Genomic DNA, 15,696 nt, shown 5'->3' with positions numbered 1-15,696 from the left:
CAACCGTGGGGGTGACCGTCGGTCGCCTCCACGGTCGACGGTGCGGCGAAGAACTGGTGAGGAGTCATTGCTTAACATGAGTGCGGATGGATCGACCGGCACACCGTCCGAGTCCGGCGGCCGAGCGGGGGGCCGGCCGGCCCGTCCCAGGCCCACCCGGTCTCGGCCGACGCGTACTCGGCCCGCCCGTACCGTTGCGCTGCCGACTCTGCTGGCGGCCGCGGTGGAGAAGAACCCGGACGGCATCGCTGCCGAATTCGGGGACCGGTCGCTGACCTACCGGGAGATCGATTCCCGATCCTCCCGGCTGGCTCGCCTGCTGCTCGCACGTGGAGTCGGGCCAGGGGACTTCGTGGCGCTGGCCCTGACCCGATCGATCGAATCGGTCATGGCGGTGTGGGCGGTGGCCAAGACCGGGGCAGCGTTCGTGCCGATCGACCCCAATTACCCGGCTGCTCGTATCGAGCACATGGCCACCGATTCGGCTGTCCGAATGGGTGTCACAGCAACGCAGTTCGAGGCTGCGATGCCGAACGCGGTGTCGTGGATCGTGCTCGACGCATCCGATGTCGAGGACGAACTGAGTGGGCTGTCGGACGGCCCGGTGGTCGCGGACGATCGCCGCGCACCGATTCGCGCGTCCGATCTCGCGTACGTCATCTACACCTCGGGCTCGACGGGCCTACCGAAGGGTGTCGCCGTCTCCCAGGCGGGCCTGGCACCACTGGCCGCGACCCAGGTCGAGACGTACGGCCTGGACTCCGGTTCGCGCACACTGCATTTCGCGTCCCCCAGTTTCGACGCGTCCGTACTCGAACTGCTCATGGCCGTCGGTGCCGGTTCGACGATGGTCATCGTCGAACCGGGCGTCTACGGTGGTACCGATCTGAGCGAGGTGTTGCGCCGCCACCGAGTCACGCATGCCTTCATCACGCCGGCGGCGCTGGCCTCGCTGGACCCGGCAGATGTGCCCGACCTGCGAGTGCTCGCCGTCGGTGGTGAGGCCTTCTCGTCGGAACTGATGTCGAAATGGGCCACCGACCGCCGGTTCCACAACGTCTACGGGCCGACCGAAGCGTCCATGGTGTGCAACATCTCGCAACCGCTGACCGCAGGCGAGGCGGTGTTGCTCGGGCAGTCGACCAGGGAGATGGGTCATCACGTTCTCGACGACCGGCTGCGTCGGGTCCCGGCCGGCGTGCCGGGCGAGTTGTACCTCACCGGGGCCGGCCTTGCTCGCGGCTACCATCGTCGGTTCGGCCTGACGGCAACCCGTTTCGTCGCCAATCCCTATGCGGTCGAGGGGGACTCGAATCAGGCGAGGCTGTACCGAACCGGAGACATCGTGCGCTGGCGCGACGGGCCGACCGGACCCGTCATCGAATACATGGGCCGCAACGACTTTCAGGTCCAGATTCGAGGATTCCGGATCGAACTCGGTGAGATCGACGCCGTTCTGACCGCACTCGACGGTGTCGAGTTCGCAGCGACCCTCGGCTACCGGGGGCCGACGGGAGCAACGGTTCTCGCGGCCTACGTACTGCCGACGACAGGTGTCGAGCTCGACGTCGACAACCTGCTCGAGGCCGCCGGACGCAGTCTGCCTGCGCACATGGTGCCGTCCGTGGTCACCCCGATCGAGTCGATTCCGCTGACCCCCACCGGCAAGCTCGACCGAGATGCGTTGCCGGAGCCGGTGTTCGAGGTCGCCGAGTTCCGCGCTCCGACGACCCCCACCCAGCAGACGGTAGCCGACATCTTCGTCGAGTTGCTGGGGGTCGAACGCGTCGGTCTCGACGACGACTTCTTCGCGCTCGGCGGCAATTCGTTGATCGCCACCAAACTCGCTGCGAGGTTGGGATCGGCACTCCGCGTGCACGTGCCTGCGCGTTCGGTGTTCGAGTCGTCCACCGTCGAAGCGCTCGCGAACGCAGCCGACTCCGTCGACGCTCCGGTCCGGGCCCGGCTCGATGCCTCGAGGGCCCGGCCGCAACACATTCCGCTCTCGTCCGCTCAGCAACGCATGTGGTTCCTGAATCGACTCGACACCACGTCCGCGATCAACAACGTACCGGTTGCCCTACTGCTGCGCGGGTCGCTCGACGTCGATGCGCTGCAGGCCGCCGTCCTCGATGTGGTGGGTCGCCACGAATCGCTGCGCACCGTCTACCCCGACATCGACGGCAGCGGATATCAGCGAGTGCTCGACGAGGCCGACACGCAGGTCGACACGGCGGTGGTGCCTGTCACCCGCGAGAGCGCCCTGGCCGAGGTGACGCAGTTCTTCACGCGTGGGTTCGACGTCACGACCGAAATTCCGTTCCGCGTTCGACTGTTCGAGGTCACCGATCCCGCCGGTTCGGTACCGGAGTACGTACTGGCCTTCGTGGCGCATCACATCTCGGCCGACGGACTGTCGATGGCTCCGCTGTCTCGGGACGTCATGGCGGCATACCTCGCGCGACGGAGCGGATCGGCACCGCAGTGGACGCCGCTGCCGGTTCAGTATGTCGACTACACGCTGTGGCAACTGGACATGCTCGGTTCCGAATCGGACCCGAACTCTGTTGCCGACAAGCAGATTCGGTACTGGCAGCATGCGCTCGACGGCCTACCCGAACAGTTGGAGCTGCCCGCCGACCGGCCGCGCCCTCGGGTCGCGTCGGGACGAGGGGCGGTGGTGTCGTTCGACATCGAACCCGAGCTGCACGCCCGAGTGCTCGAGTGCGCCCGCACGAGCGAGTCGACCCCGTTCATGGTGGTGCACGCCGCGCTGGCCGTGCTGCTGGCGAGACTGTCGGGCACGGCCGACATCGCCGTGGGTGCGCCGGTGGGTGGCCGCGGCGACGCCCGGCTCGACGATCTGGTCGGCATGTTCGTCAACACGGTGGTGCTGCGAACCCCCGTTGCCCCGGATGCCTCGTTCGCCGAGGTTCTCGACACGGTACGTACGGCCGACCTCGAGGCGTTCGACAACGTCGACGTGCCCTTCGAGCGTCTGGTCGAGGTACTCGATCCGGTGCGCTCGCAAGGACGACATCCACTGGTGCAGGTTGCACTGTTCTTCCAGAACTTCTCACAGGGTTCCTTCGAGCTGCCCGATCTCGGGGTCGAGGCATTCGGTTCCGGCGTGGCATCGGCGAAATTCGACCTCCAGGTGACCTTCACCGAGCGGGGCGACGGCGCAGGACCGGCCGTCGAGTTGATGTATGCGACGGATCTGTTCGACGAGTCGACCATGACGTCCTTCGGGCAGCGGTTGGTGACCGTTCTCGAGGCGGTCACCGCTCGTCCGAGTGTCGTGGTCGGTGACATCGAGATTCTCGATTCGGCTGAGCGCGAACAACTTTCGCTGCGGGGCAACGGCAGCACGGTGGCTGCCGATTCGGGCGAGGTGCTGCTGGACGGCTTCGATCGCACGGTGGTCGAATCGCCGGATGCGGTGGCGTTGGTGTTCGGTGAGCGGTCGCTGACGTATCGGGAGTTCTCGGACCGGGTGGATGCCACTGCGTCGTTGTTGCAGGAGCGTGGGGCCGGCCCCGGCGTGCTGGTGGGGTTGGCCATGCGTCGATCGGTCGAGCTGGTGGTCGGGATGTACGCCGTGCTGCGATCCGGTGCGGCGTACGTTCCGGTGGATCCGGATCAGCCCGCCGAGCGTAACGACTACATTCTCGACACGGCATCGCCGATTGTCGTTCTGTCGACGGCGCGGGACGAATTCGTCACGGGGACAGCGATTCCGGTCGTCGACATCACGGACCCACCGGTGCCGAGCGGGCCGGTGGTGTTCCCTCGCGCGGTGGGTGGCGATCTGGCGTACGTGCTCTTCACGTCGGGGTCGACCGGCAGGCCCAAGGGGGTCGCCGTGGAGCATCGTGCGATCGTCAACCAGATGGAGTGGATGGCGCAGGAGTACGGTCTCGACGCGTCGGATGTCTACTTGCAGAAGACTGCCACGACGTTCGACGTGTCGTTGTGGGGGTTCTTCCTGCCGCTGCGCACCGGGGGCCGGTTGATCGTGGCGGCCCCGGGCGCGCAACGTGATGTGGAGGCCGTTGCGGCCGATATCGCCCGTCACGGCGTGACGGTGACGGACTTCGTGCCGTCGATGCTCACGGTGTTCGCCGAATCGGTTGCTGCGCAGTCCATCTCTTCGCTTCGGCACATCTTCGTGATCGGGGAGGCGTTGCCCGCGCGGACCGTGAGTGCGTGCCGGGCAGTGTCGAACGCGCGGGTGCACAATCTTTACGGGCCAACCGAGGCCGCGGTGAGTGTCACGTATCGCGACGTCTCCGAGGACGTCGCGGTGGACGGTTCGGTGAGCATCGGGGTGCCGGAGTGGAACACCTCTGTCCACGTTCTGGATTCGCGGCTGCATCCGGTACCAGCGGGTGTGCCGGGTGAGCTCTACCTCGCCGGCGTGCAGTTGGCTCGGGGCTATGTTGCGCGGCCCGATCTGTCGTCGGAGCGTTTCGTTGCCGATCCGTTCGGTCCTGCGGGGGCGCGGATGTACCGCACCGGTGATCTGGTCCGGTGGTCGATGGATGCCGGACGGCTCGAGTACATCGGTCGCACCGATTTTCAGGTCAAGTTCCGCGGGCAGCGCATCGAGTTGGGGGAGATCGAGACGGCGTTGACGGCGTTGTCGTCGGTGAGTCAGGCCGTCGTGGTGGTCGCGCAGTTGTCGGTGGGGGAGTCGTTGGCTGCCTATGTGGTGCCTGCTGTCGGTGCCGCGGTCGATGCCGAGGCGGTGCGGTCGGAATTGGGGTCGGCGGTGCCGTCGTACATGGTGCCGTCGGCGTTCGTGGTTCTCGATGCGTTGCCGCTCAATGCAGCCGGGAAGCTGGACCGTCGGGCGTTGCCGGCCCCGGAATTCGAAACCCGTGAGTTCAGGGCTCCGCAGACTCCGGTCGAGGAATCGGTCGCCGCGGTGTTCGCGGAAGTGTTGGGCGTCGAGCGCGTCGGGCTGGACGACGACTTCTTCGCGCTCGGTGGCAACTCGTTGCTGGCGGTCAAGTTGGTCTCCAAGCTCAGAGCAGCCCTCGGCGGCGCGCCGGTACCGCTGAACTGGTTGTTCGTCGACGCGTCGGTGGGCTCGCTCTCCGCGCGGATGACGGCTGCGACGGAGTCGAGCGAGGGGGCGGACTCCACCGGGCTGGGGACGTTGATTCCTCTTCGGCTCGGTGGCTCCTCGTCACCTCTGTTCTGCATCCATCCCATCGTGGGGCTGTCCTGGGCCTTCGGCGGACTGTCGGCGTACCTCGGCGACGACCGTCCGATCTACGGATTGCAGTCGCCTGCCCTCTCCGGTGCCGAGCCGCTGCCGGAATCGATCGAGCAGTGGGCAGCCCTGTTCGTGGACAGGATTCGTACCGTGCAGCCGTCGGGCCCGTACCACCTGCTCGGTTGGTCGATGGGTGGATCGATCGCTCACGCGATGGCCGTGCAACTGCAGCGTGAAGGCGAGTCGGTGTCGACACTGGCCATGATGGATTCGTTCGTCGCGGGCAGGACCGACCACGTCGTGGACCGTCCTGTGTCGGCCGGAGAGATGCTCGGTGGCCTCGGCTTGGGAGCGGACTCCGATCTCGAGATCGGCGAGCTCACGGTCGATTCCGTGGCGGATCTGTTGGCATCGATGCCGGCTCCGTTCGACGAAATTTCCCGCGACCGGGTCGCCGGGATACTGGACGGGATCGCCCGTTCGGCAGAGCTGATCGACTCGTACGTGCCCCCGACATTCGTCGGGCGGTCGATACTCTTCGCGTCGGTCGTCGACGACCCGACCGGAATAGTCGCGGCGTCGACGTGGGAGGACGCGGTCGACGGGGACGTCACCGTGGTTCCTGTGCATTCGACGCACTGGCAGATGGCGTCGCAGTCCGCACTGGCCGAAATCGGACCCGTGTTGCAGACCGAGCTGGACCGGTAGGTCTTCGAACGCGACCGGGGCCTCGCGACGTGATGTCGTCGAGGCCCCGGTGGCTACGGATCGTGCAGTGTCAGCAGGGTGGCGGGGTGGTCGCTGCGTACCCGGGGTCGAGCGCCGACTTGACCATGTACAGCGGCGCGGGATCGGTGACGAGGCCGATGTGCGACGTCGTGGCGGCCGGGCACACGTCCTGAACCCATACGTTGTGCACCGTCGACGGATCACCCGACCGGAGGAACGTGTTGCCCGGAGGTGTCGACACCGTGTCGTTGCGGGTGGCGATGACGGTGTACTCGACTCCCGGTTGGACGTCTCCGCCGTCGTTCAGGCTCGTCAACGTCGTGGAGCCGACCAACTGCTGTGCACCGGCCATGTTGTACGTGAGCGGGGTGAGCGCGTCGCCGGGGAGTCCGAGCGAGGTGAGCAGTTCGGAGAGCTGCTGCAGACCGCCGAACGTCGTTCCGTGGTTGGTGGCACCGAGGGTGACCAAAGTGTGCACCTTGTTGCGGGCAGGATCCTGCGGATCGGTGCCACCGTCGAACTTCATGTACTGGCGCGAGGACGTGCCGCCCTGTGAATGACCGACGAGATCGACCTGTTCTGCACCGGTGGCGGCAAGCACCTCGTCGACGAACCGACCGATCTGCCGTCCCGACTCGGCGATATCACCCGAACCCCAGATGGTCGTGCTCGGATCGAACAGGAGCGAGACGCCGCCGTAGTTGGGCGCGAAGACGCAGTAGCCCTCGCTCTTCAACTGCGGTGCGAGCGTCTTCCACGTCGACGCATCCATCTTCGTTCCGTGCACGAGTACCACCGGACGTGGATGAGCCGCACTGGGCACGCAGCCGAAGTCGTTCGCGCCCTCCAGGACAGGAGTGGCAGACACGGAGGTGCCCGTGGGGGAGGCGGGTGCCGCGGTAGCTGTTCCCGCCCCGGTCAGGCACAGGGCACCGGCAACGGCGGCAGCGACCGCCGTGGGCAGTACTCGGGAAAGCGTGTTCGACATGGCCTCGATCTCGTGTGAAGGCGTGCGATGTGCCGCCGGTTTCGGCAGCTCCGTGTTCTCGACCGTAACATCGGTCATCCATCCGTTACAGGCGCGCGACTCAAGACTGCAGGCCGGGCAGCCCGGCGATCCAGTGGGTGTGTCGGACGTCACCAACAGAAGGCGCGATAGGCGATGCCGCCGCGAACTTCGCCGACCCGGATGAACAGGGCCCTCGCCCAATGACCACGGGCCAATCCGGTCCACGAGGTCGGCAGAAGCGGATTGCGAACCAGTAGGGCGGTCCACCACGAGGCGACGGTACGGACCCTCATGGCCGGGCACCCCTGCGTCCGATAGATTCCGCGCAATTTGGCGAAGCCGAAGCCGAGCCGGAACGATTGTCGCAGCATGGGCCGGAGCTCGGCTCGGAGCCGATAGGCGACGACAGCCTCGGTGCTGAAGCCGAGGGTGTAGCCGGCCAATTGTGCGCGCCAGCAGAATTCCACGTCCTGGCTGGCCCGGAACCGGTTGTCCATGCCACCGACATCGCGATAGACCGACGCCCAGCAGGCCATGCTGGCCCCGATGGCGAAGGGCAGGAAGTCGGTGCGGCCCTGCTCCTCCGGCGGTGTGGTCGGAGTCCAGGACAACGCCCGTGCACTGTTCAACGTGTACGTCTCCACCGCGGTACCGGCTACGTCGAACGACCTGGCCAGCTCGGCGAGGGTTCGTAGCCACGACGGATGCACCACGTCGTCCGCATCGCAGAACATCAACAGCTCACCGGAGGCGTTCTCGGCACCGCGATTGCGGGCATGCGCCGCGCCGACCTGCTGGGATGCGTCGACACAGGTCAACTGCAGTCGATCCCGTAGGGGGTGCGAGGACACGTGATCGCCGACTCGTCCGTCACCGGCATTGTCCGAAATCAGCACATCGAACCGATAATCGGAATCCTGCTCCGCCAATGCCTGCAACTGAGCGTCGAGCAGGGGATCGAGCGAGCTCACCGGAATGATCACCGAGATCGACGGGTGCTCGGGGTGCCCATGGGCCACGACGTCACCTCCCAGCGTGGCCATCGACGGCCGGAGCCTACTCGATCAGCCGGTCGCGGATGCCTTCTTGTACCCCCGAATTGCAGGATAGAGGAACACCACGACCAGACCCAGAGACCACGCCAACGTCTGGAGCACCGGTGTCATGACCGGACCTCCGAGAGCGAGGTTCCTCATGGCATCGACCGCGACCGACATCGGTTGAGCTGCGACGACCGGCTGCAGCCAGAGCGGATACGCCAGAACCGGAACGAAGCCGGCATTGAAGAACATCAACAGGGTGCAGAAGATCGAGACCAGTTCCACCAGGGGAGCATTACCGGCGACGGTCGCGAGGAACGTGACCATCACCGCGAACCCGATACCGAACACGACCGGAATCAGAAGCAACAAGAGTCCGGCCTGGAACCCCTGGGTGAATCTGAACCCCATCGCCACCCCGGCAGCGATGATGACGGTGGTGGTGACGAGCACTCGGACGGCTTCGGCGATCATTCTGCCGAGCAGGCCGGCGGCACGGTGAGTCGGTGTCGTCCAGAACCTGGACAGCAAGCCCGATTTCCGCTCGCCCTTGAGACCGACAGCGCTGACGATGGACCCGAACATGGCCCCGACGAGAGCGATCATCGGAACCTGGCCGTAGATGGCCGGGGCTCCGGTGGCCGCGGAGATCGAGTTGCCGAGTACGACCCGGAACATGACCAGCATCAACGCGGGGTACAGCAAGGCTTGGATCATCGTCGACGGATCGCGCATCCACCGCATCAGAAGTCGCTTGGCCTGGATCAGACTGTGCGTCCCGAGCGCGCGGATCGACCCTTCTCGCAGGGCCATGTTGGGTTCGGGAAAGGTCAAGTTGGATACGCGAGCAGCGTTCACCGACGCTTCGGACATGGTCATCTCGGACTCGTCATTCCGGTCTAGAGCTCGCCCAGATGGCAAGCGGGACGAAGAACACGATCAGGCCTGCGATCCAGGCGAGGGATGGCCACAGCACCTGAAAGGTGACTCCGCCCTCGGCCATGTCCCGCATCGCGAACGAGAACTGAGAGATCGGTTGATTGCGAACGAAGGGGCGGATGAGTTCGGGAAAACCGCTCTCCGGAACGAATCCGCACGAGGCCATGCCGAGGATGAGCTGGGGCAGGGTCAACACCTGGCTGGTCGCTTCGGGGCTCTTCGACAGCGTTCCGATCGCATCGGCACCGATCGACAACGTGGTGCTGATCAGCATGGCCAGTGCACAGAACAACAGGGCCTGACCGAATCCCGCAGTGAATCGAAAGCCGATGACGTAACCGAAGCCGAGAGCGGACACAAGAGACACCAGTGAGCGGACGACACCACTCGAGATGCGCGACACCAGCGGCACACCCCGCACGACGGGCATGGTCTTCAACCGGGAATTCAGGCCACTCATCGCCTCGGCCGAGGCACGCTGCGCCGCGGAGATCGCGGTGAACGCCATGGCCTGCAGCACGATGATCGGCATCAGGAACTGGGCGTAGTCGATGCCCTGCAGACCCATGACGAACTTGAGCGGCAGGTAGAAGCCGACGGTGAAGATGAGCGGGGCGATGACCGCGACCAACAACTCACCCTTGGTGAGCATCGTCCACAGCGCACGCCCGGTGAGGGCCTGCCACTGCACGAATCCCGACGGCTTCGTCCTCGACCGTCGCTTGGGCTGCTGAGCCGTCGAACCGACATCGGTCCGCTGCACGGTCCTCGCCTGCGAACCGGCTACGCCTCGCGTCGTGGCCGTCATGGTGTGGTGCTCGTCTTCGAGTGACCGGTGAGGGTGAGGAACACGTCGTCGAGCGACGGGCGGCGCAGGGCGATGTCGGCGAGCACGATGCCCACCGCATCGATGCGGCGCAGGATTTCCGACAGCGTGGCTGCGCCGTCGGGGGCAGGAACGGAGAGCCGGTCCGAGGCAGCGGTGATCTCGGCGTGAACTGCAGCGGGAACCATGTCGCCGAGGGCTTCGGCGGCCGCGCGGAGTTGGCCGGGATCGAGGGGAACGACCTCGCAGTAGCTGCCGCCGGTCATGGCCTTGAGATGGTCCGAGGTGCCTTCTGCGATGACCGTGCCCTTGTCGATGACGATGATGTTGTCGCTCAGGACATCTGCTTCTTCGAGATACTGCGTCGTCAACAGCACAGTGATGCCCTGCGACTTGAGTGCCTCGACCAACGACCAGACGCCCTGCCGACTGCGGGGATCGAGTCCGGTGGTCGGCTCGTCCAGGAACACGACCTCCGGCCGCACGACGAGGCCGCAGGCGATGTCGATGCGGCGACGCATACCGCCCGAGTAGCCACGGACGGGGCGCTTGCCGGTATCGGACAGGTCGAACTCGTCGAGCAGGGCCTTGGCTCGGGCCTTCGCGGCCTTCTTGTCCAGACCCATCAGACGGCCGAACAGCTCGATGTTCTCGCGGCCGGACAGAGTGTCGTCGAGGGCCGCGTACTGCCCGGTCATCATGATCGAGCGGCGCACTGCCGGAGCGTCGGTCGCGACATCGTGACCTGCGACGAATGCCCTGCCCCGGTCGGGTGCGATCAGAGTGGAGAGCACCTTCACCGTCGTCGTCTTGCCTGCACCGTTCGGGCCCAGAATCCCCAGCACCGTTCCGCGCTCGGCGGAGAAGCTGATGCCGCGCAACGCCTGCACATCGCCGAAGGACTTGTGTACGTCCTCCACGTGTACGGCTGCGTGTTGAGCTGACGACATCGAATCTCCGAGCTGTCGGGGGGAGTGGTGGGACCGGACCCCGTGGAGTCGAGGGCCACTACTTGATAGCGAAATTCGCCGTGGATGTTACTTGTGGGTCGTCGCTGCGTGACTCCGCAGTCAGTCCCAGTCGATATCGATACTGTTCTCGACGTCGAGTTTGCGGCACAGAGACCGCAACCCGCTGTAGTCCTGAACCAACGCGCGGCGGCTCTTGTCCTGCTCGACGTCGACGAGCATCTGCCCGCCACCGCGCACGCCCTCGAGTTCGAGAATGCGTCCCCAGGTGGAGAAGTCGCTGCTCGAGAACGCGTCCATGCCGTCGACCAGCCCGTCCAGGAACTTCTGGCGGTCGTCGGGGCGGAGCCTGTCGAAGACGATCGCAGCCATGTCGTCGGCGATCGACGCATGGCAGTACTCGTCGCGGTTGTGCAGTTTGACGGTGGCCCGGTTGATGGGCTGAATGATGTCGTCGTCCTCGATCAGGTCCAGATACGAGGTGATGGAGATCTCTGCAACCGTCATGAACGCGAGCGAGCTGATCGCCGCCGACCAGGGGTCGTCACTGGTCGCCTGCGCCGCACGCTGCCTGCGCACGGTGGAGCTGAACGGCAACGATCGTTCCGACAGAGCCCACCCGCGTCCGCGTCTGGTCGCAGCGCTCGCGTTGAGGTGCATGAGGGTGTGGTACTGCTCGTCCACCATGGCCTGGGTGACCGCCACAGCGAGGGTGTCACCCATCCCGGTCTCGAACACGTCCTGCGCCAACAGAGCGAAACCGGGATGAACGACGTGCTGCTCGACGTCCATCACGTTCTTGTTGAACGCGATCCAACCCCAGGCACGCAGTCGATCCTGCTGCTCGGCAGTGGCACCGGTGAAGGTGTCGTGCTCGCCGAAGGGGATCAGAGCGTCGGGAAAATCCTGCTTGGTGGTGTCGAACAGATCGTCCAGCTCGGGCTCGGGCTTCTTGACCGTCGCGCGCTGCGACCAGTTCTTCGCCAATCGAGCGACGACCGCACTCTCGACGACATCGTCGGAATCGAACTCCGGCAACGACGGCTGTTCCAACATCGTGTGCCTCGCCTCCGCGCTCGTACTCGTGGTCATCGGTTACCACTGCTACCTCGAACGATACCGAACATCTCCGCGCACACCGCCCGATACCGATCCCCGTTCCCACCCAGAGCGGCCTCGGCCTGCGCCAACAGAGCGGCGAAGTCGGCCTCGGAACCGGAATCGACGGTCTCGCTCACCGTCTGCGTCGCGCGATGCAACGCCGCCCTGGCCTCGGCCGCGTGGGGATTGCCGGCCTGAACATCCCAGTAGACCTCGGGTTCCCCGCCGGTGATCCGCGCCAGTATCGCGAGCATCGACGCGTGCGGGGGAGGCGCAACGGCGTCGATGTCGACGAACGGAAGGTCCAGTTCGGCCAGAGCCAGTCCGAACGCCAGGACGCTGGCGTGCGTCAGCGCCTGCGTCGCCGCGGCGAGGCGATCATGACGTGCGGCGTCGAGAAGGACCACCCGAGCGCCCCACCGCGAGATGCCGTCCAGGAAGGCATCCACCGGCGGGCCGGGTCGATGCACGACGGCCGCAACCGGGCGTCCGGCCATTCCGAGCGACGGGGCGAACATGGGATTGATTCCCAGCGTGGCACCGATCGGACGCGCGCCTTGTACATGGTGGGAGAAGCCGGACTTCACCGACAGGGTCTCCACCAGCAGGGCGTCGGCGCGCACCGCGGACAGGTCGGCCCGCAGCGCCACGGATTCGGGGACGGCCAGAATCACCGTCGTCGCTTCTCTCAGCACCGATTCGACCGGCTCGGCGGGGGCGGTGATGTCGCCGGCGATCACCGTCGAACCGTCGAGCTCCGGGCCAGCGTGCACGTCCACGACGGTCACCGGTACGCCGTCCGCGAGCAGCAGGTCGACCATCAGGCGGCCCACCGCTCCCGAACCTCCGACCACCACTACCGAGTCATGGGACCGCGACCGTGTCACCGAGTTCATCGGTCGAGTATGTCAACGGGACGCCGCGGAGACCCAGATGGTGATGTCCGCGTGCACCACCTCGATGCCCGAGGTGTCTCGGATCGCGACGGGCACGACGATGTCGATGCCGTCGGTGATCGTTCCGAAATCGGGGACCTCGTCGAGTTCGGCGACCGCGCGCAGCGACGTCGTGGCCTTCGTCAGGTACTGGACAGTCATGGACTTGGGAATCCATCGGTGCGTGGTGGGGACGGTCGCCTCGGCGAGCATGCCCATGGCGACCTCGGCGAGGTTGCACGCGGCGATGGCGTGGAAGGTGCCCAGGTGGTTCCGAATGCCGAACCACTTGGGGCGCGGTGACCTCGCAGCGTCCCGGCTCGAGCGCGACGACACGGGGAAGCACGGATGCGAAGTACGGAACGCGCAGACACATGCCGACGGAGAAGAGAGTGGACCCGACAGTGTTGTTCGGTAGCTTCGACCAGGCGCGATAGGTCGCCCCGGTAGTGTTCTCGAGGGTGGTCATGGCGCTACCTTACTGCCCGGTAAGGTAGCTCGGTACCGATCGATCGGCCCCGAGTTGATCTGCTGCCCGGTCTGCGGCATACTGGTCGGGTTGCCTGGACACGGGACGCGCTTGCGTGCGGCCTGAAACAGGTGAGTCGGCCGAAAGGTCGACTGAGCAAGAACATGAGACCAGCGCTCCACGTGAGCGCGTCCGGAACACCAGCTCGATCGGTGCGGATTTCGTTAGATTCGGATGGTTGAAGCGAAAGTTTCAGCGCAGAAGAATGAGCGGAATCGCGACACGCCCGACCGCGTGGACCGGAGAACCATGACAGATGAAGAGCGGCAACGGAATCAGGCCACGCCTGGTCGTCAACGTTTTTCACTGTCGTGTGTGCACGAAGGCAGTTCGAGTCGGTGGGTTTTCCACGGCTCGGGGACTGTGCAGACGAGGTGGAGCAGGCCGAACGGCCCGTTCTACGACCAAGCGGCAAGAAAAGGACACTAAGCGTGGCGGGACAAAAGATCCGCATCAGGCTCAAGGCCTACGACCATGAGGCGATCGACGCGTCAGCGCGCAAGATCGTCGAAACGGTCACCCGTACGGGTGCCCGCGTCGTCGGACCGGTGCCGTTGCCGACAGAGAAGAACGTGTACTGCGTCATCCGTTCGCCGCACAAGTACAAGGACTCGCGCGAACACTTCGAGATGCGTACTCACAAGCGGCTCATTGACATCCTCGACCCGACACCGAAGACGGTGGACGCGCTCATGCGCATCGACCTCCCGGCCAGTGTCGACGTCAACATCCAGTGAGCGCGGAGACAACGATGACTGATAACAAGAACCGGCCTGCGACAGGAATTCTGGGCACCAAGCTCGGAATGACCCAGGTCTTCGACGAGAACAACCGCGTCGTTCCGGTGACCGTGATCAAGGCAGGCCCCAACGTGGTCACCCAGATCCGCACCCAGGAACGTGACGGCTACAGCGCCGTCCAGGTCGCATTCGGTGCGATCGACCCGCGCAAGGTGAACAAGCCCACCACCGGCCAGTTCGAGAAGGCAGGTGTCACGCCGCGTCGCCACATCGTGGAGATTCGCGTAGCCGACGCCTCGCAGTTCGAGATCGGCCAGGAGCTCACCGCTGCAGTGTTCGAGGACGGCGCATACGTCGACGTCACCGGCACCAGCAAGGGCAAGGGCTTCGCCGGAACCATGAAGCGTCACGGCTTCAAGGGTCAGGGTGCGAGCCACGGTGCACAGGCCGTGCACCGTCGCCCCGGATCCATCGGTGGCTGCGCAACACCCGGTCGCGTCTTCAAGGGAATGCGCATGTCCGGACGTATGGGTGGCGACCGCGTCACGACGCAGAACCTCTCGGTCCACAAGGTGGACAGCGAGAACGGTCTGCTGCTGATCAAGGGAGCGATCCCGGGCCGTCGCGGCAACGTCGTGATCGTCAAGTCTGCATTGAAGGGTGGTGCACGGGCATGACCAGCCTCGAGAAGAACACCGAGACCAAGCTGACGCTCGATGTCAAGGAAGCCGGCGGCAAGACCAACGGCACCGTCGATCTCCCCGCGGAGATCTTCGACGCTCCGGCGAACATCGCGCTGCTGCACCAGGTCGTCATCGCACAGCTGGCAGCTGCTCGTCAGGGAACCCACTCCACGAAGACTCGTGGCGAGGTTCGCGGCGGCGGCAAGAAGCCGTACCGGCAGAAGGGCACCGGCCGCGCCCGTCAGGGCTCGACCCGCGCTCCTCAGTTCGTCGGCGGTGGCACGGTCCACGGACCGCAGCCGCGCGACTACAGCCAGCGGACCCCCAAGAAGATGAAGGCAGCCGCCCTGCGCGGAGCCCTCTCCGATCGGGCCCGCAGCGAGCGCCTGCACGTCATCACCGAACTGGTTGCCGGACAGGTTCCGTCCACCAAGGGTGCGAAGACGTTCCTCGCCGAGATCTCGGACCGCAAGAAGGTCCTGCTCGTCGTCGGCCGCGAGGACATCGCAGCCTGGAAGAGCGTGCAGAACCTGGACGGCGTGCACCCCATCGCACCCGACCAGCTCAACACCTACGACGTGCTCAACGCCGATGATGTCGTTTTCAGCGTGGAAGCGCTGAACACCTTCATCGCTGGGCCTGCAAAGAACGAGGAGGCAAGCAAGTGACCACGATCGCCGATCCCCGCGACATCTTGCTGGCACCGGTCATCTCCGAGAAGTCCTACGGACTGATCGAAGAAGGCACGTACACGTTCCTGGTGCACCCGGACTCGAACAAGACGCAGATCAAGATTGCCGTCGAGAAGATCTTCGACGTCACCGTGACCAGCGTCAACACGATGAACCGTCAGGGCAAGCGTAAGCGGACCCGGTTCGGTTACGGCAAGCGCAAGGACACCAAGCGCGCGCTCGTAACGCTCTCCGCCGACAGCAAGCCCATCGAGATCTTCGGAGGTCCGGTCGCGTAAGCG

Annotated in this window: 11 protein-coding genes and 2 pseudogenes; 5 read left to right on the top strand and 8 right to left on the bottom strand. The window is 65.4% G+C overall.

From position 1 onward, the window contains the following. Positions 1-208: 208 nt before the first annotated feature. A pseudogene (locus CH306_RS01050) lies at positions 209-5,932 on the top strand (amino acid adenylation domain-containing protein); the annotation flags it as partial. Between the two features lie 70 nt (positions 5,933-6,002). Here the strand turns inward: CH306_RS01050 and CH306_RS01045 are convergent. The 8 genes and pseudogenes from CH306_RS01045 to CH306_RS01010 form a co-directional block, all read right to left on the bottom strand. Further along, the gene (locus CH306_RS01045) at positions 6,003-6,941 is read right to left on the bottom strand and encodes an esterase/lipase family protein (protein WP_094645470.1); all 939 of its coding nucleotides are present in this window, start codon (positions 6,939-6,941) and stop codon (positions 6,003-6,005) included. A gap of 149 nt (positions 6,942-7,090) precedes the next feature. Next, positions 7,091-8,005, bottom strand: coding sequence for a glycosyltransferase (locus tag CH306_RS01040; protein ID WP_094645386.1), 915 nt, complete (start codon positions 8,003-8,005; stop codon positions 7,091-7,093). A 21-nt stretch (positions 8,006-8,026) separates the two neighbouring features. Further along, positions 8,027-8,881, bottom strand: coding sequence for an ABC transporter permease (locus CH306_RS01035; protein ID WP_045195971.1), 855 nt, complete (start codon positions 8,879-8,881; stop codon positions 8,027-8,029). A 10-nt stretch (positions 8,882-8,891) separates the two neighbouring features. Then, positions 8,892-9,749, bottom strand: a complete 858-nt coding sequence (locus tag CH306_RS01030; RefSeq protein WP_032397547.1) for an ABC transporter permease — start codon at positions 9,747-9,749, stop codon at positions 8,892-8,894. Beyond that, positions 9,746-10,717 carry a daunorubicin resistance protein DrrA family ABC transporter ATP-binding protein gene (locus CH306_RS01025; protein ID WP_032397546.1) on the bottom strand — a complete coding sequence of 324 codons (972 nt, stop codon included), beginning with the start codon at positions 10,715-10,717 and terminating at the stop codon, positions 9,746-9,748. The genes CH306_RS01030 and CH306_RS01025 overlap by 4 nt, the downstream gene beginning before the upstream one ends. Before the next feature lie 120 nt (positions 10,718-10,837). Next, the gene (locus tag CH306_RS01020) at positions 10,838-11,791 is read right to left on the bottom strand and encodes an AurF N-oxygenase family protein (RefSeq protein WP_094645469.1); all 954 of its coding nucleotides are present in this window, start codon (positions 11,789-11,791) and stop codon (positions 10,838-10,840) included. A gap of 32 nt (positions 11,792-11,823) precedes the next feature. Continuing rightward, positions 11,824-12,732: a prephenate dehydrogenase dimerization domain-containing protein gene (locus CH306_RS01015; protein ID WP_094645385.1), complete on the bottom strand. Its 909-nt coding sequence runs from the start codon at positions 12,730-12,732 to the stop codon at positions 11,824-11,826. Positions 12,733-12,744: 12 nt separating this feature from the next. Next, positions 12,745-13,240: pseudogene (locus CH306_RS01010) on the bottom strand (hotdog fold domain-containing protein). Between the two features lie 491 nt (positions 13,241-13,731). Here CH306_RS01010 and rpsJ point away from each other — a divergent pair. The 4 genes from rpsJ to rplW are packed head-to-tail and all read left to right on the top strand — an operon-like array spanning position 13,732 to position 15,693. Beyond that, positions 13,732-14,037, top strand: a complete 306-nt coding sequence (gene rpsJ, locus CH306_RS01005; RefSeq protein WP_003938093.1) for a 30S ribosomal protein S10 — start codon at positions 13,732-13,734, stop codon at positions 14,035-14,037. Positions 14,038-14,051: 14 nt separating this feature from the next. After that, complete coding sequence (gene rplC, locus CH306_RS01000; RefSeq protein ID WP_032398245.1) at positions 14,052-14,717, top strand: 50S ribosomal protein L3; 666 nt, start codon at positions 14,052-14,054, stop codon at positions 14,715-14,717. Continuing rightward, the gene (rplD, locus tag CH306_RS00995) at positions 14,714-15,391 is read left to right on the top strand and encodes a 50S ribosomal protein L4 (RefSeq protein ID WP_008718317.1); all 678 of its coding nucleotides are present in this window, start codon (positions 14,714-14,716) and stop codon (positions 15,389-15,391) included. Before rplC ends, rplD begins: the two co-directional genes overlap by 4 nt. Next, positions 15,388-15,693, top strand: coding sequence for a 50S ribosomal protein L23 (gene rplW / locus CH306_RS00990; protein ID WP_027496310.1), 306 nt, complete (start codon positions 15,388-15,390; stop codon positions 15,691-15,693). The genes rplD and rplW overlap by 4 nt, the downstream gene beginning before the upstream one ends. The last annotated feature ends 3 nt before the right edge of the window (positions 15,694-15,696 follow it).

It is taken from the genome of Rhodococcus sp. 15-725-2-2b (assembly GCF_002259075.1).
Lineage (GTDB): Bacteria > Actinomycetota > Actinomycetes > Mycobacteriales > Mycobacteriaceae > Rhodococcoides.
This window is presented reverse-complemented; position numbering and strand designations above follow the sequence as displayed.

Excerpts from the sequence above, each read along its gene's own strand:
- CH306_RS01025 (WP_032397546.1), bottom strand. The coding sequence starts at position 10,717 with ATGTCGTCAGCTCAACACGCAGCCGTACACGTGGAGGACGTACACAAG.
- CH306_RS01035 (WP_045195971.1), bottom strand. The coding sequence starts at position 8,881 with ATGACCATGTCCGAAGCGTCGGTGAACGCTGCTCGCGTATCCAACTTG.
- CH306_RS01015 (WP_094645385.1), bottom strand. The coding sequence starts at position 12,732 with ATGAACTCGGTGACACGGTCGCGGTCCCATGACTCGGTAGTGGTGGTC.
- CH306_RS01040 (WP_094645386.1), bottom strand. The coding sequence starts at position 8,005 with ATGGCCACGCTGGGAGGTGACGTCGTGGCCCATGGGCACCCCGAGCAC.
- rplD (WP_008718317.1), top strand. The coding sequence starts at position 14,714 with ATGACCAGCCTCGAGAAGAACACCGAGACCAAGCTGACGCTCGATGTC.
- CH306_RS01020 (WP_094645469.1), bottom strand. The coding sequence starts at position 11,791 with ATGTTGGAACAGCCGTCGTTGCCGGAGTTCGATTCCGACGATGTCGTC.
- CH306_RS01030 (WP_032397547.1), bottom strand. The coding sequence starts at position 9,749 with ATGACGGCCACGACGCGAGGCGTAGCCGGTTCGCAGGCGAGGACCGTG.
- rplC (WP_032398245.1), top strand. The coding sequence starts at position 14,052 with ATGACTGATAACAAGAACCGGCCTGCGACAGGAATTCTGGGCACCAAG.
- CH306_RS01045 (WP_094645470.1), bottom strand. The coding sequence starts at position 6,941 with ATGTCGAACACGCTTTCCCGAGTACTGCCCACGGCGGTCGCTGCCGCC.